Here is a 23932-nt window from a genome sequence, read left to right as displayed (position 1 = left end):
TGGCCATTTCGGGAGGGGTTCCCATGAGCCTTGAGTCCACCTGCGCGCCCAAGGCGGCGCGCGTTTTCACCGATGACGAACGGCAGGCGCTGCACGACGTGATCGCGCACCGGCGCGACGTGCGCAACGAGTTCCTGCCCGACCCGGTCGCGCCGGAGGTGTTGCGCCGCATCTTGATGGCGGCCCATGCGGCGCCCTCGGTCGGGCTGTCGCAGCCGTGGGATTTCATCCTGATCCGCGACCCGGGCATGCGGGCGCGGGTGAAGGCGCTGTTCGAGGCCGCGAATGCGCAGGCCGCCGCGATGTTTCCGGAGGAGAAGCGCAGCCAGTACGCCGCCCTGAAACTGGAAGGGATCGAGACGGCGCCTCTGAGCATCGCGGTCACCTGCGACCGGTCGCGTGGCGGGGAGGTCGTGCTGGGACGGACGCATCAACGCGACATGGACCTTTATTCCTGCGTCTGCGCGGTACAGAACCTGTGGCTTGCGGCCCGGGTCGAGGGCGTCGGCGTCGGCTGGGTCAGTATCGTCGAGGAGGCGGCGCTGGGCCCGCTCCTTGGACTGCCGGACCACGTCCGCGTGGTCGCATGGCTCTGCGTGGGGTACGTGCGCGATCTCTTCGACGGCCCTGAACTGGAAGCGCGCGGCTGGGCCCGCGCCCGCGCACTTGACGCCCACATCCGCGAGGAACACTGGTAGGCAGCTACGTGGAGAGTGCGCCTCTCCACGTAGCGCATCGCGCGCGACGAGGCGGAAACCGCCCGGCACACCTTGAACCCGCGTCACCGCGCGCCACGTCACGGGGCAAAGCCGGAGGCAAACAGACCATGCGCATGACCATCGACGTCGCGATGCACTACCGGGTGGCGGAGCCCACCACCGCCTTTCTCGCCATCGAGGCAGCCCGAACGGAGGGGCAGGTGGTACTCTCCGAGACCCTGGACCTGGGCACCGCCCAACCGTCGCGCATCGCGGGAGATTCAGGGGTGGGAGAGCGGCTCTGGCTGCAATTGCCGGGGGACGATCTGCGCATCACCTACCGCGCAGAGGTCGAGGTGAACCGCCAGGTGGCGGGGCTTGGCCAGCTTGCCGCCGTGCCGCTGCATCGCATCCCTGGCGACGTCGCGCCCTATCTCCGGCCCTCGCGCTACTGCCAGTCAGACAAGTTCGTGACCTTCGTCGGCAGACAGTTCGCGGGCCGCGAAGGCGGGGCGAAGGTAGCCGCCATCCGCGACTGGATCGAACGCGAACTGTCTTACGTGCCGGGCAGTTCGGACGCGGATACCAACGTGCTGGAGACCTTCGCAGGGCGGCAGGGCGTGTGCCGCGACTACGCGCACCTTATGTGTTCCATGGTGCGCGCCGCGTCCATCCCGGCACGCATGGTGGCGGCCTACGGCCCGGACGTGACACCGCAGGATTTCCACGCGGTGGCGCAGGTCTGGCTGGAGGACGGCTGGCACCTTGTCGATGCCACCGGCATGTGCGCGGCGGACGGTCTCGCGGTCATTGCGGTGGGGCGGGATGCCTATGACATCGCCTTTCTCGACACATGGGCGCCGGTCGAACTTGTCTCGCAGGAGGTCTACGCCCGGCGCACCTGACGCCTGGCGTGTCCGAAGTGGGGCGCGTCTGCGGTCCTATGCCGTCAGGTGATCTCCGATCACGGCGACCTCATTGCGGCTGCCAAAGACCAGCGGGGTCTTTGCGTGGTGGCTGGCGGGAGTCTTGTCGAGGATATCGACCCTTCCATCCGTGGCGCTGCCGCCCGCCGCCTCGATGAGGAAGGCGATGGGGAAGGCCTCGTAGACCAGCCGGAGGTAACCGTCGCGATAGGCCGGCCGCGGATCGGCGGGCAGCAGAAAGGTGCCGCCCTGCCGCAGGATCCGATGCAGATCGCCCACGGCGGCGGCAATCCAGCGCATGTTGAAATCGCGCCTGCGCGGCCCGTCCGCCCCTTGCAGAAGCCCGTCGACATAGGCGCGCAGACCCGGCTCCCAACGCCGCAGGTTCGAGGCGTTGAAGGCCACGGTGGACGACTCCGGCTGAATGCTGACCGATGGCGCATCGACGTGCCACTGCCGGCTGATCGGGTCCAGCGTCGCGATGGCGACGCCCTCTCCGGTCGAATAGCCGAAATCCACGCTGTGCCCGAAGGAAACATAGGCGGCGGCGATCATCTCGCGCCCCTCTCGGAGGAAATCGTGTCCGGCGGGGAAGATGGAAAAAAGTGCCCCCAGCGGCGCGCCGATGCCGATGCTGCCCGATCCGTCGATCGGGTCCATGGCAACGTCGTATTTTCCCTGGGGGTTCAGACGGATGACGCCTTCCGCCTCTTCCGAAAGGACCTGTGACACTGACGCACCCGCGAGCGCGTCGAGGTAGTGCAGATGCGCCGCGAGGTCGAGCGCCTTCACCCGGTCGCCGCTTTCGTTGGTGCCAACGATGGCGGTGGGATCGCCCGGCACATGGCCTTGCGCCAGACGCAGACCCAGCGGGATCGCCGCGTGCGCGATGGTGCGCAGCAGCGCCCCGAGGTCGGGGTCGATGGCGCACTGAGCCAGCACATCCGCGAGCAGCGGCGCGGTCGATTCACTGTCGAGGTCGAGCGAAAGGGGCGTTGTCATGGGACTAGGGCCTTTGGTCAGGGCCCCGACGCGGGGGCCATCCCTGTCTTCCCGAAGCCGGGCTGGACTGTCCAGCCGAATGTGCAGGCGCGACGCCGGTTGCGAATAGTGGAGAAGAAACCGCCCCTGAAACCTGAGAGGTGCCCGGGGCGCGCCCATATTCGACGACCCTGGCCGGGGACCGCGCCCGTGCCCCGCGCTCAGGCGAGCGCCGCTTCGGGCGTGATCGCCGGCAGTCCCAGCGCCTCGCCCACGGGCGCATTGGTGAGCTGGCCCGCGTGCACGTTCAGGCCGCGCGCGAGATGCGCATCGGCGCGGCAGGCCTGCCGCCAGCCTTTGTCCGCCAGTTCGAGCATGAAGGGCAGTGTCGCGTTGCCCAAAGCCAGCGTCGACGTGCGCGCCACGGCGCCCGGCATGTTGGCGACGCAGTAATGCACAATGCCGTCGACCTCGTAGATCGGGTCCTGGTGGGTGGTGGCCTTCGAGGTCTCGAAACAGCCTCCCTGGTCGATCGCCACATCGACGATCACAGCGCCGGGTTTCATCGTGGACAGTTGCGCGCGGGAGACCAGCTTTGGTGCGGCCGCACCCGGGATCAGCACGGCCCCGATCACCATGTCGGCCTCCGCCACCAGTTCCGCCGTGTTGCCTGCCGAGGCGTAGCGCGTACGGAAGACCGACCCGAAGGTGTCGTCGAGATAGCGCATTCGGGGCAGCGAGCGGTCAAGCACGGTGACCTCCGCGCCCATGCCCGCCGCGATACGCGCCGCATGGGTGCCCACCACGCCGCCGCCGATCACGGCGACCCTTGCAGGGCCCACGCCCGGCACGCCGCCCATCAGGACGCCGCGTCCGCCGTTGGCCTTTTGCAGCGCCCAGGCGCCGACCTGCGGTGCGAGACGCCCGGCGACCTCCGACATGGGCGCGAGCAGGGGCAGCCCGCCGCGCGCGTCTGTCACTGTCTCGTAGGCAATGCAGGTGGCGCCGGATTTCAGCAGGTCGGCGGTCTGCTCCGGATCGGGAGCGAGGTGAAGGTAGGTAAACAGTACCTGGCCCTCACGCAGCATGGCGCGCTCGGCGGCCTGCGGCTCCTTGACCTTGACGATCATGTCAGCCTCGGCAAAGACCTCCCGGGCAGTTTCGATAATCTGCGCGCCTGCAGCGGTGTAATCCGCGTCCGAAAAACCCGCGCCAAGGCCCGCGCCACTCTGGATAAGCACCTTGTGGCCGTGCGCCACGGCCTCCTGCGCGGCGTTCGGCGTGATGCCGACGCGGAATTCCTGGGGTTTGACCTCGGTGGGGCAGCCGATCTGCATGGCGGTCTCCTGTTGGCGGGTTGGCCGGTTGGGTTTGCGGCAGGATGCCACGATATACGCGCAAAACGGTGCCTGAATTGCGCTTGGCAGCGCTAATCCGTGCACGTATCTTCGACAACAAAGCGCTTTGGCCGGAGAAATCTTCGCACATGACCCTGGACGAGACGGATCGGCGTATCCTGCGGGAACTGCAGAAACGGGGTCGCATCTCCAACGCCGACCTGAGCGAGGCGGTCAACCTGTCGCCCTCCGCCTGCCATCGCCGCGTGCAGCGTCTGGAGGCGGACGGGTTGATCCGCGACTACGTGGCGCTGCTGGACGCGCGCCGGATGGGTCTGCCGACGACGGTCTTTGTCGAGATCACGCTGAGTGCGCAAGCCGACGAGGTGCTGGAAGCCTTCGAGACGGCAGTGCAGCGGGTGCCGGCGGTGCTGGAATGTCACCTGATGGCGGGCACGGCGGATTACATCCTGAAGGTGGTGGCCGAGGACACCGAGGATTTCGCCCGCATTCACCGCCAGTATCTGACCCGGCTTCCGGGAGTGGCGCAAATGCAGTCTTCCTTTGCCCTGCGCACCGTGTTCAAGACCACCGCCCTGCCAGTCTGACGCTGGCCCCGAAGGACGGGCTTGAGGCTGCCCACGCCCTGCGCCAAGGTGGCGCGACCAACGGGAGGGGAGAGCGGAATGGAAGGCGCCTGGGATCACATCGTGGTGGGCGCGGGCAGCGCCGGTTGCGTGCTGGCGCGGCGCCTGTCGGATGCGGGACGGCGGGTGCTGCTGCTGGAAGCCGGCGGGCGCGACACCTACCACTGGGTGCATATCCCGATGGGCTACCTCTACTGCATCAACAACCCGCGCACGGACTGGTGCTACCGCACCGCCGAGGAGCCGGAGCTGGGCGGGCGCTCTCTGCTCTACCCGCGTGGCAAAGTGCTGGGCGGCTGTTCCTCGATCAACGGGATGCTCTACCTGCGTGGCCAGGCGGCGGATTACGACGGCTGGCGCCAGATGGGGCTGACCGGCTGGGGCTGGGACGACGTGCTGCCGTACTTCAGGAAGTCCGAGGATTACGTTGACGGCCCGACCGAACACCACGGCGCGGGCGGCGAATGGCGGGTGGAGAACCAGCGCCTGCACTGGGAGGTTCTGGATGACTGGATCCGTGCGGCTGAGGCCGAGGGCATCCCGCGTAACGACGATTTCAACACCGGCGACAATGAGGGCGTGGGCTACTTCCGCGTCAACCAGCGCCGTGGCTTGCGGATGAACACCGCAAAGGCCTTTTTGCGCGGCGCTGCGGAGGGGCTTTTGCGGGTGGAGACCGGCTGTCATGTGAAGCGGCTGCTGATCGAGGGCGGCCGCGTGACGGGCGTGGCGTTTGACCAGGCGGGTGTGGCCCGCGAGGCGCGTTGCGGCGGTGAGGTGGTGCTGTCCGCCGGGGCGATCGGGTCGCCGCAGATCCTGCAATTGTCGGGCGTGGGTCCATCGGATCTGTTGCGGGAGCACGGCATAGACGTGCAGCGCGACGCGCCCGGCGTCGGGGCGAACCTGCAGGATCACCTGCAACTGCGCTGCGCCTGGCGGCTGACCGGGGCGAAGACGCTGAACACTCTGGCAAATTCCCTGATCGGCAAGGGGCTGATCGGCATGGACTACGTGTTCCGCAGGCGCGGGCCGATGTCGATGGCCCCGTCGCAGCTGGGAGCCTTCACCCGCTCGCGCGAGGGGCTGGCGACGGCAGATCTGGAGTACCACGTACAGCCGCTCTCGCTCGAGGCTTTCGGCCAGCCGCTGCACGACTACCCGGCAATGACGGCAAGCGTCTGCAACCTGCGCCCCGAAAGCCGGGGCACGGTGACCATCGCCTCTGCCGATCACCGCGACGCGCCCCGGATCGCGCCGAACTATCTGTCGACCGAAGGAGACCGCCGCGTTGCGGTGGATTCGATCCGGCTGACGCGGCGGATCATGGCGCAGAACGCGCTGGCGAAATACGCGCCCGAGGAGATCAAGCCGGGGCCGGGCTTTGGCACGGACGAGGAACTGGAAGCGGCGGCGGGGCAGATCGGGACGACGATCTTCCACCCGGTCTCGACCGTGCGGATGGGCATGGAGGAAGCCGCCCCCCTCGACGCGCAGTGCCGGTTCAAGAGGCTGCCGGGCCTGCGCGTGGCGGATGCCAGCGTGATGCCGCGGATCGTGTCGGGCAACACCAATTCACCCACCATCATGATCGCGGAAAAAGTCGCGGATTTGATGCTGGCCGGCTGAGGCACTGAGTATCGGTGGAGGGAACTCCGCCTCCCGCCTGCGGCTCCCCCCCGGAGTATTTTCGCCAAGAAGAAGCCTGTGGTCAGTCCTGCTTGGGCCGGTCGTCGTAGTCGCCAGACAGGATGCGCCGAGCGTCGCCTTCCGGATCTTCGTACTGGTTCGCGCGCAGGGTGAAAACGAAGAAGGCAAGCCCAAGCCCGCCGAGGACGAGGGAGATCGGAATCAGGTAGGTCAGGATGTTCATGCGGGTCCTCGCGGTCTAGCGCAGGCGCAGGGCGTTCAGGGATACGGTAATCGAACTCGACGACATGGCCAAGGCGGCGATCAGCGGCGAACACAGCCCCGCCACGGCCAGCGGCACGGCGATGACGTTGTACCAGGTGGCAATGGTGAAGTTTTCGCGGATGCGTTTGACGGCTTTCCGGGCGGTGTTCAGCGCCTCGGGGATCGGGGCGAGCGACTGACCCAGCAGCACGATGTCGGAGGCGACGCGGGCGGCGTCCAGCGCCGAGGCCGGGCTGATCGAGGCATGGGCGGCGGTGAGCGCCGCCGTGTCGTTCAGCCCATCGCCCACCATGAGCACGCGGGCGCCCGCGTCGGTCAGGGCCTGCACGCGGGCGGCCTTGTCGGCGGGGAGGGCTTCGGCCATCCATTGGGCGATATCCAGGCGGCGGGCGAGGCTTTCGACGGCACCGGGGGTGTCGCCCGAGAGCAGGACGACGGTCAGGCCCTGTGACTGCAAGGCGGCGACCGCCTCTGCGGCGCCTTCGCGCAGGCGGTCGGTGAAAAGGAAGGGCTGCGGGTCGCCGTCGCCCACACGGAGCCATGTGGCGGTCTGGTGGGTGGGCGTGGCCCTTACCCAGGCGGCGCGGCCAAGGCGGACGGGCTGGCCACGCCAAAGCCCTTCGGTGCCATACCCGGGGATCTCGCGCAGGTCGGTCACCTGCGCGCGGGGTATGTCGGCCGACCGGATGGCGGCGGTCAGGGCGCGGCTGAGCGGGTGGTTCGAGCCCTCGGACAGAGCGCGCGCGACGGAGAGATCGGCGGTGGTGAAAGCGTCGAGGCCCACCAGCTCCGGGATGCCTGCCGTCAGCGTGCCGGTCTTGTCAAAGACCACCGTGTCGACCTGAGCCAGCCGCTCCAGTGCGGTGGCGTCCTTGATCAGCAGCCCCTTGCGAAACAGCCGTCCGGAGGCAGCCGTGGTCACCGCTGGCACGGCAAGCCCAAGCGCGCAGGGGCAGGTGATTATCAGCACGGCAGCGGCGATGTTCAGGGCTACGCGCAGGTCGCCCGAGTAGACCAGCCAGCCGACGAAGGCGAGGGCCGACAGGATGTGCACGCCCGGCGCGTAGAGTTTCGCCGCGCGGTCGGCCAGCGAGGTGTAGCGCGAGCGTCCGGATTCCGCGATGGCGACGAGGTCGGCCATGCGCGCCAGCGAGGTGTCTCGGCCGACGGCGCTGGCGCGGATGGTGAGTGGGCCGGTGAGGTTGACCTCGCCCGCGCCGACGGCGCGGCCCGGTTCGGCGAGCACGGGCAGTGTTTCCCCCGTGAGGAGCGAGCGGTCGAGTTCCGATGTGCCGTCGGTGATTTCTCCGTCCACCGGCATCCGGCCGCCGGGACGGACGCGGATCAGATCGCCGATGCGCAGGACAGCGACGGGCACCTGTTCTTCGCCGGTATCCGTCACACGGAAGGCGCGCGGCACCTCCAGGGCGGCCAGTTCCTCCGCGGCGGAGCGCGCCACCGACCGGGTGCGGTGGTCGAGGTAACGCCCGGTCAGCAGGAAAAACGTCAGCGCGATGGCGGCGTCGAAATAGGCGTGTTCTCCCGACAGCGCGGTTTCATAGAGCGAGGTGACGATGGCCAGCCCGATGGCAAGGCTGATCGGCACGTCCATGTTCAACTGCCGCGCCTTCAGCGCCATCCATGCATTGCGAAAAAACGGCTGCGCGGAAAACGCCACGGCGGGCAGGACAATGACGGCGGAGATCCAGTGGAACATGTCGCGCGTCTCGCCCTCCGCTCCGGACCAGACGGCCACCGACAGCAGCATGACGTTCATCGCGGCGAACCCCGCCACGGCGAGCCGCATCAGGAGGTCGCGGCCCGCGCGGTCGGTGGCGGTGGCACCCAGCGCGGTGGCGTCCAGTTCGTGCGCCTCGTAGCCCGCGCCTTCGACCACGGGGATGACGTCCTCTGCGGTCAGGTCTGGCGAGGCCTCAATGGCGACACGCTTCATGGTCAGGTTGACGCGGGCGGAGCGGACGCGCGGGTCCGCCTGCAGCGCGCGTTCCACCGTGGACATGCAGGCGGCGCAGTGGATCGTCGGCAGCGACAGGACGATATGCGCGTCGCGGGGCAGGTCGCGCGACGCCAGCGCCTCTGCCGCAGGGGCGGCGACGCAGGCGGGGCAGGCAGAGGCGGAGGGGCGCAGCGTGGCGGTCATGAGCGTCATCGTGTCGGGGCTGGGGCGTCAGAAGGGCATGCGCAGTTCGAGGCGTTGCTCGAAGGGCGTACCGTCCTCTGCGCGTGCCTTGATCCACAAGTCCCAGTTGCCGGGGTTCAGGGTTTCCTCCGCCACATAGGCGGTGCCGTCCCAGTCGAATTCCGGCACCACATCCTCCGACACGTTGGTCGGGCGGCCCAGCGTGACGTCCAGAGCATTCACCCGCACCGGATAGCCCTTTGCATCATTGATCGTCAGGATCAGCCGCCCCGCGTCAAGCCGCGCCGCCACGTCCCAGCCCAGTGCCTGCTGCGCATCGCGCCGCGCGTCAAAGGTCTGGCTGGCGATATAGCCGTTCTCCACCTCCAGCCCCGGAAAGGTCTTTACCGCGTTCACCGCGAGCGCGATGTTCACACCGATGATCACGGAGAAGGCCCCGGCGAAGCCTGCGAAAACGTGCCATCCCTTGAGCCGAAAACCGGTATCCTGTGGGTCCGTCGTCATCATCAGTTCGCCCTTCCGTTGAAAATGGTGTCCTTGTATGCGCGGTCGCCGTTCGACAGGTCCTCCACCCAGAAGCGGAAGGGGGTGCGCTCGGCCTCTGCCGGGGCGGCGCCCTTCGGCGCGATCACGTAGACTTTCTGCAGGTAGGTTTCGTTTGCCGGGACGGTGACCGTTTCGTAGGGCGTGCCCTCCAGCTGGACGCGCAGGAAATCGTTGCCGTTCAGCGTGATCCGGAAGGGCCGGTCCTCGCCGTGCTTGTTCAGCAGGCGCAGGTCATAGGTGTTGCGGATCGACCCGTCCGAGAGTGTCACAAAGGTCGGGTTGCGCACCGGGGCCACGGTCATCTCGATCTCCGGCCGGATAAAGAGCGCAAAGACCAGCCCGACGCCGACCAGCGACCAGAGCGCCGTATACATCAGCGTGCGCGGCCGGAACACATGCTGCCAGACCGGGCGCGGGCTGTGGCCCTGGCGTTCGCGCGGCTCGTCAGAAAGCGCGAGGTAGTCGATCAGACCGCGCGGCTTGCCCACCCGGGCCATCACGTCGTCGCAGGCGTCGATGCAAAGCGCGCAGGTGATGCACTCCAACTGCTGGCCGTCGCGGATGTCGATGCCCATCGGGCAGACGTTGACGCAGGCGTTGCAGTCGATGCAGTCGCCAAGGGCGTCGCGGTCCTTGCCCTTGCCGCGCGGCTCCCCGCGCCATTCGCGATAGGCCACCGTCAGCGTATCCTCGTCCATCATGGCGGCCTGGATACGCGGCCACGGGCAGGCGTAGATACAGATCTGTTCGCGGGCGAAACCGCCAAAGAAGAAGGTGGTCAGGGTCAGGATCAGCATTGTGGTATAGGCGACGGGGTGCGCGTTCAGCGTCACCAGATCGCGCAGGAGCGTCGGCGCATCGGCAAAGTAGAAGACCCAGGCCCCCCCGGTCGCCAGGCCGATGAGGAACCATAGAACCCATTTGGTCAGCCGCAGGCGGAGCTTCGTCAGGTCCAGCTTCTTTTGCCGGTGCAGGCGAAGGCGGGCGTTGCGGTCACCCTCCACCCAGCGTTCCACGAGTATGAAAAGATCGGTCCAGACGGTTTGCGGGCAGGTATAGCCGCACCAGACCCGCCCCAGCGCGGAGGTGAACAGGAAAAGCCCGAGCCCCGCCATGATCAGCAGACCGGCGACAAAGTAGAACTCATGCGGCCAGATCTCGATCCAGAAGAAGAAGAACCGCCGCCCGGCGAGGTCAATCAGCACCGCCTGGTCGGGCAGTTGCGGACCCCGGTCCCAGCGGATCCACGGCGTGATGTAGTAGATCCCCAATGTGACGATCATGATGATCCATTTGAGATTGCGGAACGGCCCGCTGACCCGCCGCGGAAAGATCGGTTCGCGCGCGGCGTAAAGGCTGGGGGGGCTGCTGTCCGACACGGGGAATCGCTCCGTTTTTCTGCGTCTTCAGGGGTGCTTTTCCCAGACAGGCGTTGCGGGATCCTTGACCTGCATCAATTTCTGACTCTGGGACTGAGGTTTTCCGGCAGGCCGACGTCTCTTCGACCCGCGTCAGGCTGTGGCGGGGCGCGCGGCGCGCCGCATCCACCGCAGGAATGCCTTCAACGGCGGGCGTGCGATTCCGGGGCGAGTGACGATCCAGTAGCCCAACGTTTCCTTGTCGGTAAACAGGACCCGCAGGCGTCCGGCGGCAATGTCCGGCTCCGCCAGCAGGCGGGCGAGGATGGCAACGCCCTGACCCTGCCGGGCGGCCTCCAGCATCAGGTTGCCGGGCAGCGAGGTCATGCCAAGCCCGGCGTCCGGCGTCAGCCCATGCTGTGCGAACCACGCGGTTGCCTCGTTGGTGCCAAGCTCCTGCAGCCAGTGGTAGCGGCGCAGCGCTTCGGGGTTTGTGATCTCCCTGTCACCGATGAGACTGGGCGTCGCGACCACCGCGATGGGACTGCGCAGGATCAGTTCCGCCTCCAACCCGGGCCAGTGGCCGTCGCCGTAGCGCAGGGCAACGTCGATGCCGCCCGGCTCCAAGGGACGCAGGGCAGCGGTGGGATCGATCATCAAACCGATTTCGGGGTGTTCGGCGCGAAACCGTGCCAGGCGCGGCATCAGCCACGCGGTGGCGAAGGTCGGCGTAGTGGACACCTGCAGGGGCCGCTCTGCCTCCGCTCCGGTCAGCATGTCGACGGCGGCGGTGATCTGGCCAAAGCCCTCGCGCAGGGCGCGTGCCAGCGTTTCGCCCTCGGGGGTCAGGGCCATGCGGCGACCCTCTCGGTTCAGAAGCGGGATCCCGAGGTGCGCTTCGAGTGCGCGCAGTTGCTGGCTGATGGCAGCGTGACTGACATTCAGCAAGGCACCGGCGGCATTGATGTTACCCGCCTCCGCATAGGCGTGAAAGGCGCGGAGGGCGGACAGCGGGGGCAGGCGGGAGAGGGACATGCGAAAGCTGGGCTTACATTTGGAATATCTTCCGGAGTCGCATGGCGCGGGCCTACGCGTCAAGGTGAGGCAGGACGTAGCGGAAAGGAGACCGCCATGATGAAGACGCTCGCCCGCAGCTTCATGCTTGCAACTTTCACCCGAACCGAGGGCTGTGCTCCGACCCAGCAGTGCTACACGGCCCGGGTCGACCTGCCGCGCCTGCGCTGGCAACCCGAAAGCCCGCCGCACCGGACCCCGATACCGCAGTAACCGGACTCCCGGGGGGACGCCGTCGTGCGTGCCGTCGAATGGTCCGACGAGTGGTCCGCGACTGGACCGGAGATGGGTCCGCCCACCGGGCCGCCCTTCGTGCGGGATACGCCCACCGATGGTTGCTCGCTTTTATCTGAAACGAAATGGCGCCGGTGCCCCAGGAAACGCGCGAACAGGACAGGACACCGACGCCATGCAACCCGGTCTTGTCTCCGGGTATCTTGCGGTACGAGGGTGATGGCCCCGAACCTTGTAACCCTTATGTGGGATTCGGTTTAAGGAAGCCTTGACCTGTATCAATATCCGGTAAATGGGCAGATATTGCGACCGCTGGTGTGGTCGAGTCTTTCGGCAATTCCATCCCGGCGCCACCGCCGTTGCTGGTGGTGCAGTTTGCCAGGTGTCAAGCGGCGTGTCCGCACATTTCCCCCAGCCATCGAGGGGGCGATGTCGGCGGCCAGACCCGCGACGCCAGAGATTGTCGTGAGCTGCGGCATGTCCTCGTCCGCATGCCCATGAACGGCAGGGAGGAAGAACCTCAGCACCCGCATTCCGAAAGAATTGAGGCGGACGGCCCCGCTCTGCCCTGTGATGGGCGGGCTGATGGCGTCAGGTCCGTTGAAATGGCGAAAACGGGCTGTGCGGCGCGCGTGAAAAAGCCCCCCGGCCTTTCGGACGGGGGGCGAAGGGACGAAACATGGTCTGAGGCGGGGCGCTACTCGCTCGCCTCGCCGCCGCCCAGACCGTGGACATACAGGACCACGGCGCGGACTTCGGCCTCCGACAGGTCGGCCCCGCCCATGGGGGGCATCTGGCCGTAGCGGGCGTTCCAGACGGTTTCGTGGATCGCCTCGTAATCCCCGCCATAAAGCCAGATGGAATCCGCGAGGTTGGGCGCGCCCTGTGTCCGGTCGCCGGTGCCATCGTCGCCGTGGCAGGCAGCACAATTGTCGGCAAAGACCTGCGCGCCGTCCTCGACCAGCGCGGGGTCGCGCGGCTCTTCGGACAGGGACATGACGTAGTTCACCACGGCTGCGATCTGAGGCTTGTCCAGCAGTTCGTCGCGGCCAAAGGCTGGCATCTCCGAAGTCCGCACGTAGTCCTCGTCCGTGGGCTGGCGGATGCCGGTGTGCACGGAGGTATAGATTTCCTCGACGGAACCGCCCCAGAGCCAGTCGTCGTCCAGCAGGTTGGGATAGCCCTTGTTGCCCGCCGCGCCATCGCCGTGGCACTGTGCGCACCAGGACCGGAAGATCGCCGCGCCCGCATTGCCCGCGTAGCGGTGCAGGTCGGACCCGGTGTCCTGTGACAACGCCACGAGGTCGGCGTTGGCCAGTTCCTGGTTGATCGGCGCGTTCGCCTGCTCGACGCGGGCGATCTCCTGCGCGACCTCGCCACGGGTGGAGAACCGGAGGATGCCCGAGGTCGCCGAATGGATACCCGGCCAGGCGGGATAGGCGATGGTGTAGCCGATGCCCCAGACGATGCAGGCGTAGAAGGTCCACAGCCACCACTTCGGCAGCGGCTTGTTGTACTCCTCGATGCCGTCCCAGGAATGGCCGGTCGTCTCGTAGTCGTGGCCCGGCTTGATGTTCTTCTTGTTGTCGCTCATCGCATGAGCCTCCTTATGGTTCGCGACGGTCGGCCGGGGCGGGCCGATCATCATGCCGGAAGGGGATATTTGCAGCGTCCTCCTGCCCCTTGCGGGACCCGGGCAGAAGCGCCCAGATCACCACTCCGGCGAAGAAGACGCACATGGCGAGCAGGCCCCAGCTGTCGGCGAGCTGGCGGAGAAAGGAATAGGTTTCCATGTCCGCCCCCTTACCGGCTCGCGTCCGGGGTGAAGGTCGAGAAATCGACCATCGTGCCCAGCACCTGGAGGTAGGCGACCAGAGCGTCCATCTCGGACACGCCCGGCGCGCCGTCGAAGTTCCGAACGTTCACGTCCTCGCCGTAGCGCTCCATCAGCCCGTCGTAATCGCTGTCGGGGTCTGCCTGCGCGAGGAAATCGACTTGTGCGTTCTCCAGCATCTCGTCGTTGTAGGGCACGCCGACCAGCGCATTGGTCGCCATGATGTCACCGATCATCGTGGCGGAGATCTGGCCGGAGATCAGCCCGGCCCCGTCGTCCAGCATCCGGTGCGACAGGTAGTCGTACTGCGGCATGACAGAGACCGGCACCACCGACTGCGGGTCGATCAGGTGATCGACGTGCCACTCGTCCGAGTAGCGGCCACCGACGCGGGCGAGGTCGGGCCCGGTCCGTTTCGACCCCCACTGGAACGGGTGTTCGTACTGCGATTCAGCCGCAAGGCTGTAATGGCCGTAGCGCTCCACCTCGTCGCGCATCGGGCGGATCATCTGGCTGTGGCAGACGTAACAGCCCTCGCGCAGGTAGACCTCCCGCCCCGCCATTTCGAGCGGCGTATAGGGGCGGATGCCCTCCACGTCCTCGATGGTGTTCTCGAGGTAGAAAAGTGGCACGATCTGCACGAGCCCCCCGATGGTCACCACGAGGAAGGCAAAGACGGCCAGCAGGGTGACGTTTTTTTCCAGAATGGCGTGTTTGTTCAGGATACCCATTGTCGGCCCTCCTTATTCGGCTGGCGTGGCATGGGCCACGGCGGCGCTTGCCTCGACGGCAGGCGAACGACGCGCAGTCATCCACAGGTTGTAGCACATGATCAGGGCGCCCGCGACATACATCAGGCCGCCTATGGCACGCACCACGTACATCGGGAACTTGGCCGCCACGGTGTCGGCAAAGCTGTTCACGAGGAATCCGTTGGCATCCACTTCGCGCCACATAAGACCTTCCATGATGCCGGTCACCCACATGGCGGCGGCGTAGAAGACGATACCGATGGTCGCGAGCCAGAAGTGCCAGCTGACCAGACCGAGCGAATAGAGCCGGTCGCGGTTCCACAGTTTCGGCACCAGGTAATACAGCGCGCCAAAGGTGATCATGCCGTTCCAGCCCAGCGCGCCTGAATGCACATGGCCGATGGTCCAGTCGGTGTAATGCGACAGCGAATTCACCGCCCGGATCGACATCATCGGCCCTTCGAAGGTCGACATGCCGTAGAAGCCGACAGAGATCACCATCATGCGGATCACCGGGTCGGTGCGCAATTTGTCCCAGGCCCCCGAGAGGGTCATCAGACCGTTGATCATGCCACCCCAGGACGGCATCCACAGGATGATCGAGAACACCATGCCCAGCGTCGACGCCCAGTCGGGCAGGGCGGTGTAATGCAGGTGGTGCGGACCGGCCCAGATGTAGATGAAGATCAGCGCCCAGAAGTGGATGATCGACAGCTTGTAGGAAAAGACGGGACGTTCGGCCTGCTTCGGGATGAAGTAATACATCATGCCGAGAAAGCCTGCCGTCAGGAAGAAGCCCACGGCGTTGTGGCCGTACCACCACTGTACCATGGCATCCTGTACGCCCGAAAACACCTGCACCGATTTGGACCCCCAGATCGACACCGGGATGGCGAGATTGTTGAACACATGCAGCATGGCGACGGTAATGATGAAGGACAGGTAGAACCAGTTCGCGACGTAAATGTGCGGCTCCTTGCGTTTCACGATCGTGCCGACGAAGACCGCGAGGTAGGCCAGCCAGACCACGGTCAGCAGCCAGTCCACGTACCACTCCGGTTCGGCATATTCCTTGCCGTGGGTCGCGCCCAGCACGTAGCCGGTGGCTGCCAGCACGATCACCAGCTGGTAACCCCAGAAGACGAACCATGCGAGGTTGCCGCCCCAAAGCCGCGCGGCAGAGGTCCGCTGCACCACGTAGAATGACGTCGCGATCAGCGCATTGCCACCAAAGGCGAAGATCACCGCCGAGGTATGCAGCGGGCGCAGGCGACCGAAGTTCATGTAACCTTCGGACCAGTCGAAGTTCAGCGCCGGAAATGCCAGCTGCGCCGCGATGAACGTTCCGGCGAGAAAGCCCACGACGCCCCAGAAGGCTGTGGCGATCACGCCGTAACGGATCACGCCGTCCATGTATCGTGTTTCGTCGATGGGCCTGATCGGTTCGTCGGTGTTCCGCAGAACGATGACAAAGGTGATCGCGGCTGCCAGCATGATGGTTAGTGCGTTCACCAGATAAGCCACATCCCGTGCAAAATTGGCGGCGACCGCGGCAAATATCGCGATCACGCCAAGCACGATGAGCTTGAGGTAATTGTGCATGTTTCGTCCCTTCGTCTTACCCATACGATTCGTACGTCCGCCTGGGCGGTTTTTTAGACTGGGACGGTCATGCCGCTTTTTGGGTAAACACGACCTTGATCTGCATCAATGGATGGCGACTGCGGGCTTGATACGCGTCAAGGTGCGACGAATGGCGCCTGGGTACAAAGGGCGGAAACCAACAGGAGAACGGACATGGCTTACAAGACCTTGCTCACAGTCATCACCGACCGCGACCTCATGGCGGGTACGCTCGATGCTGCGGCGACGCTCGCCGGGGGGCTGGACGCGCACCTCGATGTGCTGTGCCTCGGGGTCGACCGCACGCAGACCGGATACTACTACGCGGGCGCCAACGCCATGGTCCTGCAGGAAACCCTGACCCGCGCCTCCGCCGATGCCGACGCGCTCGCATCCGCGGCGCGCGCCCATCTGGCGAAATACGACATCCGCTGGGGGCTGGATCACGGCGTGGCGCAGCTGGCCGACATCGGTCGCCACGTCGCCGCCCACGCGCGGTTTTCCGATCTCGTGGTCCTGCCGAAACCCTACGGCGACGGCTGCGGCGTCGAGCTTGAGCCGGTCATCGAGGGTGCGCTTTTCGAAGGCGGCGTGCCCGTGCTCGTCTCCCCCGGCCCGAAGGTGCCGATTTCCGCCACGCCGCAGCGTGTCGTGCTGGCATGGAACGAAAGCAGCGAGTCCCTGCGCGCGATCCGCGCGGCGTTGCCGCTCCTCAAGGGGGCGGAGGTCGCGCATGTGGTGGTCATCGACCCGCCGCAGCACGGGGCGAGCCGCTCCGATCCCGGGGGGATGCTGTCGCAATACCTCGCCCGCCATGGCGTGAAGCCGGAGATCGAGGTACTGGCCAAGACGCTGCCGCGCGTCTCGGACGTGCTGATCCGTCATGCCACCGACGTTGATGCCGAACTCGTGGTGATGGGGGCCTACGGGCACTCGCGTTTTCGCGAAGCGATCCTTGGCGGCGCAACCCGCTATATGCTGGAACAGGCGGGCATCCCGGTGCTGATGGCCCACTGACCGGCCGGAGGAGAGGGGCGGTGCGCAGGCCGCCCCTTTTCAGCCTCCTGCCCCCAGCCGCACCAGCGCGGCTTTCAGACCGTCGAGATCGATATCGCCCAGTGCCGCGTCCACCTCGTTGTGCACCGAGCGCCAGATCGGCACCGCATGCTTCATCGCCGCACGCCCCGCGACGGTCAGGCGCAGCCTGCGCGCGCGGCGGTCGCTCCGGTCCGGCAGGCCTTCGACCAGCCCGCGCCGTTCCAGTACCTTCAGCGCCGCCGTCAACGTCGTGCGATCCATGGCGAGGAAGGGGGCAAGGTCCGCGATGCGCGGCGGTTCCGGCCGGTTCAGCGCCATCATCAGCGAAAACTGCCCGTTGTTCAGCCCGACCGGCTTCAACGCTGCATCGAACCGCCGCGCCAAGGCTCGCGCCGCACGCTGTGCGTGCAAACACAGGCAACGGTCCCTCACTTCGAGGGTGGTCGCGATCGGCAGGTCCGGGTCCATCTCATTCATGTTGATATCAATTTGATGGGCCTTCTTCTGGATCGCGTCAACAGGAGGGCATCGCATGTCCTGCGTCCGGGGCTTCGTACTCGCCGTGGCAGAGAAAGTCCGCGCCGCCTACCTTGAGAGCGCCACGTTCAACTGGCCGCTGTTCCGCAACCATGGCGCTACGGCGCATTGGGAGTGCTGGGAGGCTGGCGTGCCAGAGGGTGCCGTAACGCCTTCCCGATGGTGGTAAACGCGCGCCAGGGGAGGCGGTCGTTTTCTCTTGGGTGATCTTTCCCGACAGGGCCACGGCCGAGGCCTGCCACCAGAATTTTGGCAGAGACCCGCGCTGGGAGACGCTGGCCATGCCCTGCGACGGGAAGCGCATGATCTTCGACTCCTTCGACGTGCTCTTTGCCGAAGGGGCCTGATACGCCCGCGTCTTTGCAGGCACTCATGCTGCGGGCAGCGTGATCCGCCCCGCGCTGACCGGCACGGCGCTGCCCCGGACAAACACCGCCGTGATGGTATCCCCGTCCGAATGCACGGTCAGCGTGATTTCCGAAGGGCGCCCCATTTCCACGCCCTGATGCAGGGTGAACTGGTCGCTGCCGCGCAAGTTCCCCGCCGCACGCAGCTGCCCCGCGAGGATTGCGGCGGCAGAGCCCGTTGCCGGGTCTTCCGGCAGGCCCGCCGCCGGGGCGAACATGCGGGCACGGAAATCGCAGGCCTCACCGGGGCTGTAGAGATACATGTGGTCCACCCCCGCCGCCGCCGTCACCCGCGACCACGCCGGTTCGCAGGGGCGCGCGGTGGCCAGCGCCGCCAGATCGCACACCGGTACATAAAGGAACGTCGGCCCGCCCCGCCACAGCCCCGGGCGGTGGTTGCCAAAGCCCACGGCCTCCGTCGCCAGTCCAAGTGCCTCGGCCAGGGCGTCCGCTTCGGGCGGAACACGGTCCGTCGCCTGCGGCACCACTGGCGCGCGGAATTCGGCCATCAACTGGCCTTCCGCGCGCCAGACCGTCACCGGCACCAGGCCCGCTTCTTCTTCCAGCACGATCCGAGTCTCGAAGTCGCCGTCCGGCGCGGTCTTCAGCGCGAGGTGAATGGCGCAGCCGATGGTCGGATGCCCGGCAAAGGAGATCTCCGCCGCAGGCAGAAAGATCCGCACCCGCGCGTCATGCGCGGCATCGCGCGGCGCCTGGACAAAGATTGTCTCCGACAGGTTGAACTCCCGCGCGATGGTCTGCATCTGGGCATCGCTCAGCGCGTCGGCGTCTTCGACGATGGCCAGCGGATTGCCGGTATAGGCGCGCCGGGTGAAGACATCGCAGGTCGCAAAGCCGAGGTCAGACAAGCATTCCCCCGTCGGTGTCGTCACCGGCTTCTTCCATCAGGCGTTCGAGGTCGGGCACGGTGACGTGGCGCTTGCCCGCCAGCACGATCACGCCGTCTTTCTTCAGGGCAGAAATCTGGCGGGATACAGTTTCGAGCGTCAGGCCGAGGTAATCGGCCATCGCCTCTCGTGTCAGCGGCAGTTCGAAGGCGACCGATCCATCCTGTGCCCGGGTGGTCATGTGCAGGGAGGCATCCCGGCGCGCAATGATCGCCAGCAGGGAGGCGATCTTTTCCCGCGCGGTCTTGCGCCCCAGCACCAGCATCCACTCACGCGCGGCATCGAGTTCGTCCAGCGTCATCTCCAGCAGGCGCTGCGCAATATGCGGCGTGCGCAGCATCATCTCCTCGAAGGGAGACTTGCGGAAGCAGCACATCACCAGATCGGTGGTCGCAATCACGTCATAGGCTGCCGTCAGGCGCCCGGGACGGCCGACGAAATCGGACGGCAGCAGCAGGCCAACCATCTGGGTGCGCCCGTCCTCCATCGTCTGTGTCAGTGAGGCGATGCCCGAGACGACCGAACCCACGAAGTCCATTTTGTCGCCTGACCAGATCACCATCTGGCCAGCCTCGAATTTGCGGTAATACTTGATCTCTTCCAGCCGCTCGAGTTCATCCGACTCGCAGCGGGCGCAGACCGCCCGGTGACGGATCGGACACTGGTCGCAATCCTGATGCACAGTCAGGCTTCTTTCGTTCAACATCTGGTCCCTGCACCCCCACGGAATTGATCTGCGTCAAAGTAAGTTGACCTATCCTCACGTAACCCTACGCGCATGAAGATGCGAACACAACTTGCACGACTCGGACTGTTTGACTCCAGGGTGCCGCGCTATACCTCTTATCCGACCGCCCCGCACTTCAGCGAAGCTATTGCTCCTCCGCAGTTTCAGGAATGGATTCAGGCCATTCCTGAAGATGGGGACATATCTCTTTATTTGCATGTTCCCTTTTGTCGCAGGCTGTGCTGGTTTTGCGCCTGCCGTACGCAAGGCACCGCGACAGGCAGCCCTGTACGCGCATACGTTGAAACGCTCGAGGCCGAGCTGAAGCTTTTGCGGGGACATTTGCCACGCGGTGTGCGGCTGAAGCACCTGCATTGGGGCGGAGGCACACCGACGCTACTGGAACCCGAACTGATGAAGCGGCTGATCGCGGCGGTGCGCGAGACGGCGGAATTCGCCGAGGGTGCCGAGTTCTCCGTCGAGATCGACCCGAACGAAATCGATGCGGCGCGGCTCGATGCGCTGGTCGAGGGCGGCATGACCCGCGCCTCCATCGGGGTGCAGGACTTCGATCCCGCAATTCAGGCGGCGATCGGCCGCGAACAGGGCTACGCGCTGACCCGCAGGGTGGTGGACATGATCCGCGATCGTGGCGTGACCAGCCTGAACACCGACATCCTCTTTGGCCTGCCCTACCAGACCCGCGCGCGCATCACCGAGACGGTGCAGAAGCTTCTCAGCTTCGCCCCCGACCGGGTCGCGCTCTATGGTTACGCGCATGTGCCGTGGATGGCGAAGCGGCAGCAGATGATCTCGTCGGACGTGCTGCCCACGCCGGAAGAACGGCTCGATCTGTTCGAAACCGCGCGCAAGCTTTTCCTTTGGGACGGTTACGCCGAGATTGGCATCGACCACTTCGCCGCGCCCTCCGACGGGCTGGCGCTGGCGGCGCGCACGGGTCGCCTGCGCCGCAATTTCCAGGGCTACACCGCCGATGGGGCCGAGGTGCTGATCGGCGTCGGCGCCTCTTCCATCTCGCGCTTTCCGCAGGGCTACGCGCAGAATGCCCCGGGCACATCAGCGCATGTGAAGGCGATTTGCGAGAACCGGTTCTCTACCGCCCGCGGCCACGCCTTCGACGGTGAGGACCTGATGCGCAGCCGCCTGATCGAGGCATTGATGTGCGATTTCCACATCGACGCGGCGGAGATCGAGCGCGACTTCGACGTGCCCAAGATGCGCTTGTTCGAGATGTTTCACGCCGTAGATGCACAGTTCGACAACCTGCTAGAGGTCACCGAGGACGGGCTGTTCATTCCCGAAAGGGCGCGCCCGCTGACCCGCATGGTTGCGCGCAGTTTCGATGCCTACGACCTCGCGAAGGCGGGACATTCCTCAGCCATCTGACGCGAAACCGACGCCCGGGGTGGCTTGCCGTCAGACCACCTCGAAGGCGGCGCGCAACAGAGTCCGCGTATAGTCCGTCCGCGGGTTTTCGAAGATCTGCTCGGCGGTTCCGGTCTCCACCACGTCACCCTGTTTCATCACGATGACCTTGTGGCTCATGGCGCGTACGACCTTCAGGTCGTGGCTGATGAACAGATAGGCGAGGTCGTATTTCCGCTGCAGGTCGCGCAGCAGGTTCACGATCTGCACCTGCACCGTCATGTCGAGCGCCGAGGTCGGCTCGTCCAGCACCACCAACCGGGGCCGCAGGACCATGGCGCGCGCGATGGCGATGCGCTGGCGCTGTCCGCCGGAAAACTCGTGCGGGTAGCGGTGCATCGCGGCAGGATCGAGGCCGACCTCCACCATCACCTCGGCCACCTGTTCGCGGAACGACCCCTGCGCGGGCGAGCCGTGCACATGCAGCCCCTCCGCTATGATCTGCTCGCAGGTCATGCGCGGGGAAAGCGACCCGAACGGGTCCTGAAACACGATCTGCATTTCTGAACGCAGCCGTCGCAGCCGCCGTGTCGACCAGGTTCGTACGTCCTCGCCACGAAAGCGGATGCCGCCTTCGGAGTTGATCAGCCGCATGATCGCCAGCGCCAGCGTCGTCTTGCCCGATCCGCTTTCGCCTACGATCCCCACGGTCTCGCCGGCCCGGACCGACATCGACGCGTCGTTCACCGCCTTCACGTAGCCGTCGGTGCGCTTCATCAAACCCTTCTGGATCGGGAACCAGATCTTCAGATGCTCGGTTGCGGCGATTTCTTCCGCGTCCTCGGCCACTGGATCGGGCTTTCCCGTGCTTTCAGCCGATAAAAGTTTCACCGTATAGGGGTGCTGCGGGTTGTCGAAAATTTCCTTCGTCACGCCCTGTTCGACGATCTCGCCGTCTTTCATCACACAGACCCGGTCGGCGATCTTGCGCACGATATTCAGGTCATGGGTGATGAACAACATCCCCATGCCTTCCTTCTGCTTGATGTCTTCCAGCAGGTCGAGGATCTGGGCCTGAATGGTGACGTCCAGTGCCGTGGTCGGTTCGTCCGCGATCAAGAGTTCCGGCCCGTTCGCCAGCGCCATGGCGATCATCACGCGCTGCCGCTGCCCGCCGGACAGCTGGTGCGGGTAGGACCCGAGCCGTGTTTCCGGGTCGCGGATGCCGACACGGGTCAGCAGTTCGATGATGCGCCGACGCGCCTCCGGACCAGCCACGCCCTGATGCAGCAGGATCGATTCCGCCAGCTGTTTTTCCAGCGTGTGCAGGGGATTGAGCGAGGTCATCGGCTCCTGGAAGATGAACGATATGTCGTTGCCGCGCACCTTCTGGAGGGTGCGGGCGGACGCGCCGATCATCTCCTCTCCGTTGTAGGTAGCCGACCCGCTGACCTCCGCGTTGTCGCCCAGCAGCGACACCGTGGACAGCGCGGAAACCGATTTTCCCGACCCGGATTCGCCCACCAGCGCCAGCGTCTCGCCCCGGTCGATGTGGAAGGATACGCCCCGGACCGCCAGTTGCGTCCTGCCGTCCTGGCGGAAGGCCACCTTCAGGTCGTTCACGTCGAGGATACGGCTCATGCGAAGGTCTTTCTAGGATCGAAGGCATCCCGCACGCCTTCGAAGATGAAGACGAGCAGCGACAGCATCACGGCGAAGACGGAAAAGCCGGTAAAGGCCAGCCACGGCGCCTGTAGGTTCTGCTTGGCCTGCAGGGTCAATTCGCCGAGCGAAGGCGCTGACGAGGGCAGGCCGAAGCCGAGAAAGTCGAGCCCCGCGAGCGTGGAGATCGTCCCCGTCACGAGGAACGGCAGGAAGGTCAGCGTCGCCACCATTGCGTTTGGCAGCACGTGGCGGAACATGATGGTCCGGTCCGAAACCCCCAGCGCCTTGGCCGCGCGCACGTATTCGAGGTTGCGCGCCCGCAGGAATTCCGCCCGGACCACGCCCACAAGCGCGGTCCAGCTGAACAGGATCGTCAGGATCAGCAGCAGCGAGAAGCTGCGCCCGAAGATCGCGAACATGATGATGATGACGTAGAGCGACGGAATCGCGCCCCAGATCTCGATCACCCGCTGAAAGATCAGGTCGAGCCAGCCGCCAAAGTAACCCTGCACCGCGCCCGCAATGACGCCGATAAGGGAGGCCACAACCGTCACCACGAGGGTAAAGACGATCGACAGCCGGAAGCCGTATATGACCCGCGCCAGCACGTCGCGTTTCGTGTCGTCGGTGCCCAGCCAGTTGTCGCCGCGCTTGTCAGGGGGCAGCAGGCCGAAGTGCCGCTCGCCGTCCTCGCCTTCGTAGAAACCGATGACATCCGGGGGCAGGGGAGCCGCGCCGGAGCGGTCCACCGGCGTGTCGAAACTGTAGCGGATCAGCGGCCAGATCAGGCTGCCCTCTTCGAACCCTTCCCCGGCAAAGCCGCCCTCATCAATCTGCCGAATGATGGCTTCGGGTTCGTCGAAACAACTCTCCAGCCCGCCGGAACGGATCAGGCAGGCCACCTCCGGCGCGCGGTAATCGGCCTCCGTTCGGAAATCGCCGCCGAATGCGGTTTCGGGGTAGAAGTTGAACACCGGATAGAACGTCTCGCCTCTGTAGGTGACGAGGATCGGCTTGTCGTTGGCTATGAACTCCGCCACCAGCGACAAACCAAAGAGAATGGCAAAGATCCACAGCGACCACAGCGCGCGTCGGTTGCGCTTGAAGTTGGCCCAGCGACGCTTGTTCAGGGGCGAGAGGGTGAAGAATCCGCGCTTTTCTTCGGGGAGGGTGTAGGTCATC

The 23932-nt window shown here is 65.8% G+C and carries 25 protein-coding genes; 9 read left to right on the top strand and 16 right to left on the bottom strand.

Translation table 11 applies throughout. The features are described from left to right. Positions 1-23 precede the first annotated feature (23 nt). Together bluB and J5474_RS02845 are read left to right on the top strand one after the other, a co-directional pair. On the top strand, positions 24-698 hold the full coding sequence (bluB, locus tag J5474_RS02850; protein WP_209359108.1) for a 5,6-dimethylbenzimidazole synthase: 675 nt from the start codon (positions 24-26) through the stop codon (positions 696-698). Positions 699-826: 128 nt separating this feature from the next. After that, positions 827-1603 (top strand): transglutaminase-like domain-containing protein, encoded by a 777-nt coding sequence (locus tag J5474_RS02845; RefSeq protein WP_209359107.1) that lies wholly within the window; start codon positions 827-829, stop codon positions 1601-1603. A 36-nt stretch (positions 1604-1639) separates the two neighbouring features. Here the strand turns inward: J5474_RS02845 and J5474_RS02840 are convergent, their stop codons facing one another. Continuing rightward, on the bottom strand, positions 1640-2626 hold the full coding sequence (locus tag J5474_RS02840; RefSeq protein WP_209359105.1) for a class 1 fructose-bisphosphatase: 987 nt from the start codon (positions 2624-2626) through the stop codon (positions 1640-1642). Between the two features lie 200 nt (positions 2627-2826). After that, a complete protein-coding gene (ald, locus tag J5474_RS02835) occupies positions 2827-3942 on the bottom strand; it encodes an alanine dehydrogenase (protein WP_209359103.1) in 1116 nt (371 codons plus the stop codon). 149 nt (positions 3943-4091) lie between these two features. Between ald and J5474_RS02830 the strand changes: the two genes are divergently transcribed. Beyond that, positions 4092-4550, top strand: a complete 459-nt coding sequence (locus J5474_RS02830; protein ID WP_209359101.1) for an Lrp/AsnC family transcriptional regulator — start codon at positions 4092-4094, stop codon at positions 4548-4550. Between the two features lie 78 nt (positions 4551-4628). Beyond that, positions 4629-6215, top strand: coding sequence for a GMC family oxidoreductase (locus J5474_RS02825; protein WP_209359099.1), 1587 nt, complete (start codon positions 4629-4631; stop codon positions 6213-6215). Positions 6216-6297: 82 nt separating this feature from the next. Here the strand turns inward: J5474_RS02825 and ccoS are convergent, their stop codons facing one another. From ccoS to J5474_RS02800, 5 genes are all read right to left on the bottom strand, one after another. Next, a complete protein-coding gene (ccoS, locus tag J5474_RS02820) occupies positions 6298-6459 on the bottom strand; it encodes a cbb3-type cytochrome oxidase assembly protein CcoS (RefSeq protein WP_209359097.1) in 162 nt (53 codons plus the stop codon). Between the two features lie 15 nt (positions 6460-6474). Beyond that, positions 6475-8661 carry a heavy metal translocating P-type ATPase gene (locus J5474_RS02815; RefSeq protein WP_209359094.1) on the bottom strand — a complete coding sequence of 729 codons (2187 nt, stop codon included), beginning with the start codon at positions 8659-8661 and terminating at the stop codon, positions 6475-6477. 27 nt (positions 8662-8688) lie between these two features. Next, complete coding sequence (locus J5474_RS02810; protein ID WP_425342853.1) at positions 8689-9168, bottom strand: FixH family protein; 480 nt, start codon at positions 9166-9168, stop codon at positions 8689-8691. Next, positions 9168-10586: a cytochrome c oxidase accessory protein CcoG gene (ccoG, locus tag J5474_RS02805; RefSeq protein WP_209359092.1), complete on the bottom strand. Its 1419-nt coding sequence runs from the start codon at positions 10584-10586 to the stop codon at positions 9168-9170. The genes J5474_RS02810 and ccoG overlap by 1 nt, the downstream gene beginning before the upstream one ends. Before the next feature lie 132 nt (positions 10587-10718). Further along, positions 10719-11600 carry a LysR family transcriptional regulator gene (locus J5474_RS02800; RefSeq protein ID WP_209359090.1) on the bottom strand — a complete coding sequence of 294 codons (882 nt, stop codon included), beginning with the start codon at positions 11598-11600 and terminating at the stop codon, positions 10719-10721. Positions 11601-11696: 96 nt separating this feature from the next. On the opposite strand from J5474_RS02800, the gene J5474_RS02795 reads away from it, so the two are divergent. Beyond that, the gene (locus J5474_RS02795; protein ID WP_209359087.1) at positions 11697-11852 is read left to right on the top strand and encodes a hypothetical protein; all 156 of its coding nucleotides are present in this window, start codon (positions 11697-11699) and stop codon (positions 11850-11852) included. Between the two features lie 718 nt (positions 11853-12570). Here J5474_RS02795 and ccoP read toward each other — a convergent pair. The 4 genes from ccoP to ccoN are packed head-to-tail and all read right to left on the bottom strand — an operon-like array spanning position 12571 to position 16061. Then, positions 12571-13467: a cytochrome-c oxidase, cbb3-type subunit III gene (gene ccoP / locus J5474_RS02790; RefSeq protein ID WP_209359086.1), complete on the bottom strand. Its 897-nt coding sequence runs from the start codon at positions 13465-13467 to the stop codon at positions 12571-12573. 13 nt (positions 13468-13480) lie between these two features. Then, on the bottom strand, positions 13481-13666 hold the full coding sequence (locus J5474_RS02785; RefSeq protein ID WP_209359084.1) for a cbb3-type cytochrome c oxidase subunit 3: 186 nt from the start codon (positions 13664-13666) through the stop codon (positions 13481-13483). Between the two features lie 10 nt (positions 13667-13676). Further along, entirely contained in the window at positions 13677-14438 is a 762-nt protein-coding gene (gene ccoO / locus J5474_RS02780) for a cytochrome-c oxidase, cbb3-type subunit II (protein ID WP_209359082.1), read from the bottom strand. 12 nt (positions 14439-14450) lie between these two features. Continuing rightward, the gene (gene ccoN, locus J5474_RS02775) at positions 14451-16061 is read right to left on the bottom strand and encodes a cytochrome-c oxidase, cbb3-type subunit I (protein ID WP_209359080.1); all 1611 of its coding nucleotides are present in this window, start codon (positions 16059-16061) and stop codon (positions 14451-14453) included. Positions 16062-16256: 195 nt separating this feature from the next. On the opposite strand from ccoN, the gene J5474_RS02770 reads away from it, so the two are divergent. After that, a complete protein-coding gene (locus tag J5474_RS02770) occupies positions 16257-17099 on the top strand; it encodes a universal stress protein (protein WP_209359078.1) in 843 nt (280 codons plus the stop codon). A gap of 39 nt (positions 17100-17138) precedes the next feature. On the opposite strand, the gene J5474_RS02765 is transcribed toward J5474_RS02770, so the two are convergent. After that, positions 17139-17597 (bottom strand): MarR family winged helix-turn-helix transcriptional regulator, encoded by a 459-nt coding sequence (locus tag J5474_RS02765; protein WP_209359075.1) that lies wholly within the window; start codon positions 17595-17597, stop codon positions 17139-17141. Positions 17598-17652: 55 nt separating this feature from the next. Here J5474_RS02765 and J5474_RS22970 point away from each other — a divergent pair, with 55 nt between their 5' ends. Further along, on the top strand, positions 17653-17826 hold the full coding sequence (locus J5474_RS22970; protein ID WP_280842482.1) for a DUF1428 family protein: 174 nt from the start codon (positions 17653-17655) through the stop codon (positions 17824-17826). 34 nt (positions 17827-17860) lie between these two features. Then, positions 17861-18004: a DUF1428 domain-containing protein gene (locus J5474_RS22965; protein ID WP_342454001.1), complete on the top strand. Its 144-nt coding sequence runs from the start codon at positions 17861-17863 to the stop codon at positions 18002-18004. A gap of 23 nt (positions 18005-18027) precedes the next feature. Here J5474_RS22965 and J5474_RS02755 read toward each other — a convergent pair whose 3' ends face one another. Then, positions 18028-18957 carry a PhzF family phenazine biosynthesis protein gene (locus J5474_RS02755; RefSeq protein WP_209359073.1) on the bottom strand — a complete coding sequence of 310 codons (930 nt, stop codon included), beginning with the start codon at positions 18955-18957 and terminating at the stop codon, positions 18028-18030. Then, positions 18926-19678, bottom strand: coding sequence for a transcriptional regulator FnrL (fnrL, locus tag J5474_RS02750; protein ID WP_209359071.1), 753 nt, complete (start codon positions 19676-19678; stop codon positions 18926-18928). The genes J5474_RS02755 and fnrL overlap by 32 nt, the downstream gene beginning before the upstream one ends. A gap of 72 nt (positions 19679-19750) precedes the next feature. Between fnrL and hemN the strand changes: the two genes are divergently transcribed. Beyond that, the gene (gene hemN / locus J5474_RS02745) at positions 19751-21106 is read left to right on the top strand and encodes an oxygen-independent coproporphyrinogen III oxidase (protein ID WP_209359069.1); all 1356 of its coding nucleotides are present in this window, start codon (positions 19751-19753) and stop codon (positions 21104-21106) included. A 30-nt stretch (positions 21107-21136) separates the two neighbouring features. On the opposite strand, the gene J5474_RS02740 is transcribed toward hemN, so the two are convergent. Together J5474_RS02740 and J5474_RS02735 are read right to left on the bottom strand one after the other, a co-directional pair. Then, positions 21137-22726, bottom strand: coding sequence for an ABC transporter ATP-binding protein (locus J5474_RS02740; protein ID WP_209359067.1), 1590 nt, complete (start codon positions 22724-22726; stop codon positions 21137-21139). Further along, positions 22723-23931 (bottom strand): ABC transporter permease, encoded by a 1209-nt coding sequence (locus tag J5474_RS02735; protein WP_209359065.1) that lies wholly within the window; start codon positions 23929-23931, stop codon positions 22723-22725. The genes J5474_RS02740 and J5474_RS02735 overlap by 4 nt, the downstream gene beginning before the upstream one ends. Position 23932 lies beyond the last annotated feature (1 nt).

Origin of the sequence: Sagittula salina (genome assembly GCF_017813235.1) — a bacterium.
In the GTDB taxonomy this organism is placed as follows: Bacteria; Pseudomonadota; Alphaproteobacteria; order Rhodobacterales; family Rhodobacteraceae; genus Sagittula; species Sagittula salina.
The sequence above is the reverse complement of the archived record's forward strand: the minus strand, read 5'-3'. Positions and strand labels throughout refer to the sequence as shown.

Excerpts from the sequence above, each read along its gene's own strand:
- J5474_RS02740 (WP_209359067.1), bottom strand. The coding sequence starts at position 22,726 with ATGAGCCGTATCCTCGACGTGAACGACCTGAAGGTGGCCTTCCGCCAG.
- J5474_RS02735 (WP_209359065.1), bottom strand. The coding sequence starts at position 23,931 with ATGACCTACACCCTCCCCGAAGAAAAGCGCGGATTCTTCACCCTCTCG.
- ccoN (WP_209359080.1), bottom strand. The coding sequence starts at position 16,061 with ATGCACAATTACCTCAAGCTCATCGTGCTTGGCGTGATCGCGATATTT.
- J5474_RS02810 (WP_425342853.1), bottom strand. The coding sequence starts at position 9,168 with ATGATGACGACGGACCCACAGGATACCGGTTTTCGGCTCAAGGGATGG.
- J5474_RS02815 (WP_209359094.1), bottom strand. The coding sequence starts at position 8,661 with ATGACCGCCACGCTGCGCCCCTCCGCCTCTGCCTGCCCCGCCTGCGTC.
- J5474_RS22970 (WP_280842482.1), top strand. The coding sequence starts at position 17,653 with ATGTCCTGCGTCCGGGGCTTCGTACTCGCCGTGGCAGAGAAAGTCCGC.
- J5474_RS02770 (WP_209359078.1), top strand. The coding sequence starts at position 16,257 with ATGGCTTACAAGACCTTGCTCACAGTCATCACCGACCGCGACCTCATG.
- ccoS (WP_209359097.1), bottom strand. The coding sequence starts at position 6,459 with ATGAACATCCTGACCTACCTGATTCCGATCTCCCTCGTCCTCGGCGGG.
- J5474_RS02785 (WP_209359084.1), bottom strand. The coding sequence starts at position 13,666 with ATGGAAACCTATTCCTTTCTCCGCCAGCTCGCCGACAGCTGGGGCCTG.
- ald (WP_209359103.1), bottom strand. The coding sequence starts at position 3,942 with ATGCAGATCGGCTGCCCCACCGAGGTCAAACCCCAGGAATTCCGCGTC.
- fnrL (WP_209359071.1), bottom strand. The coding sequence starts at position 19,678 with ATGTTGAACGAAAGAAGCCTGACTGTGCATCAGGATTGCGACCAGTGT.
- J5474_RS02840 (WP_209359105.1), bottom strand. The coding sequence starts at position 2,626 with ATGACAACGCCCCTTTCGCTCGACCTCGACAGTGAATCGACCGCGCCG.
- hemN (WP_209359069.1), top strand. The coding sequence starts at position 19,751 with ATGAAGATGCGAACACAACTTGCACGACTCGGACTGTTTGACTCCAGG.
- J5474_RS02830 (WP_209359101.1), top strand. The coding sequence starts at position 4,092 with ATGACCCTGGACGAGACGGATCGGCGTATCCTGCGGGAACTGCAGAAA.
- J5474_RS02800 (WP_209359090.1), bottom strand. The coding sequence starts at position 11,600 with ATGTCCCTCTCCCGCCTGCCCCCGCTGTCCGCCCTCCGCGCCTTTCAC.
- J5474_RS02845 (WP_209359107.1), top strand. The coding sequence starts at position 827 with ATGCGCATGACCATCGACGTCGCGATGCACTACCGGGTGGCGGAGCCC.
- J5474_RS02765 (WP_209359075.1), bottom strand. The coding sequence starts at position 17,597 with ATGAATGAGATGGACCCGGACCTGCCGATCGCGACCACCCTCGAAGTG.
- J5474_RS02825 (WP_209359099.1), top strand. The coding sequence starts at position 4,629 with ATGGAAGGCGCCTGGGATCACATCGTGGTGGGCGCGGGCAGCGCCGGT.
- bluB (WP_209359108.1), top strand. The coding sequence starts at position 24 with ATGAGCCTTGAGTCCACCTGCGCGCCCAAGGCGGCGCGCGTTTTCACC.
- ccoP (WP_209359086.1), bottom strand. The coding sequence starts at position 13,467 with ATGAGCGACAACAAGAAGAACATCAAGCCGGGCCACGACTACGAGACG.
- J5474_RS02795 (WP_209359087.1), top strand. The coding sequence starts at position 11,697 with ATGATGAAGACGCTCGCCCGCAGCTTCATGCTTGCAACTTTCACCCGA.
- ccoO (WP_209359082.1), bottom strand. The coding sequence starts at position 14,438 with ATGGGTATCCTGAACAAACACGCCATTCTGGAAAAAAACGTCACCCTG.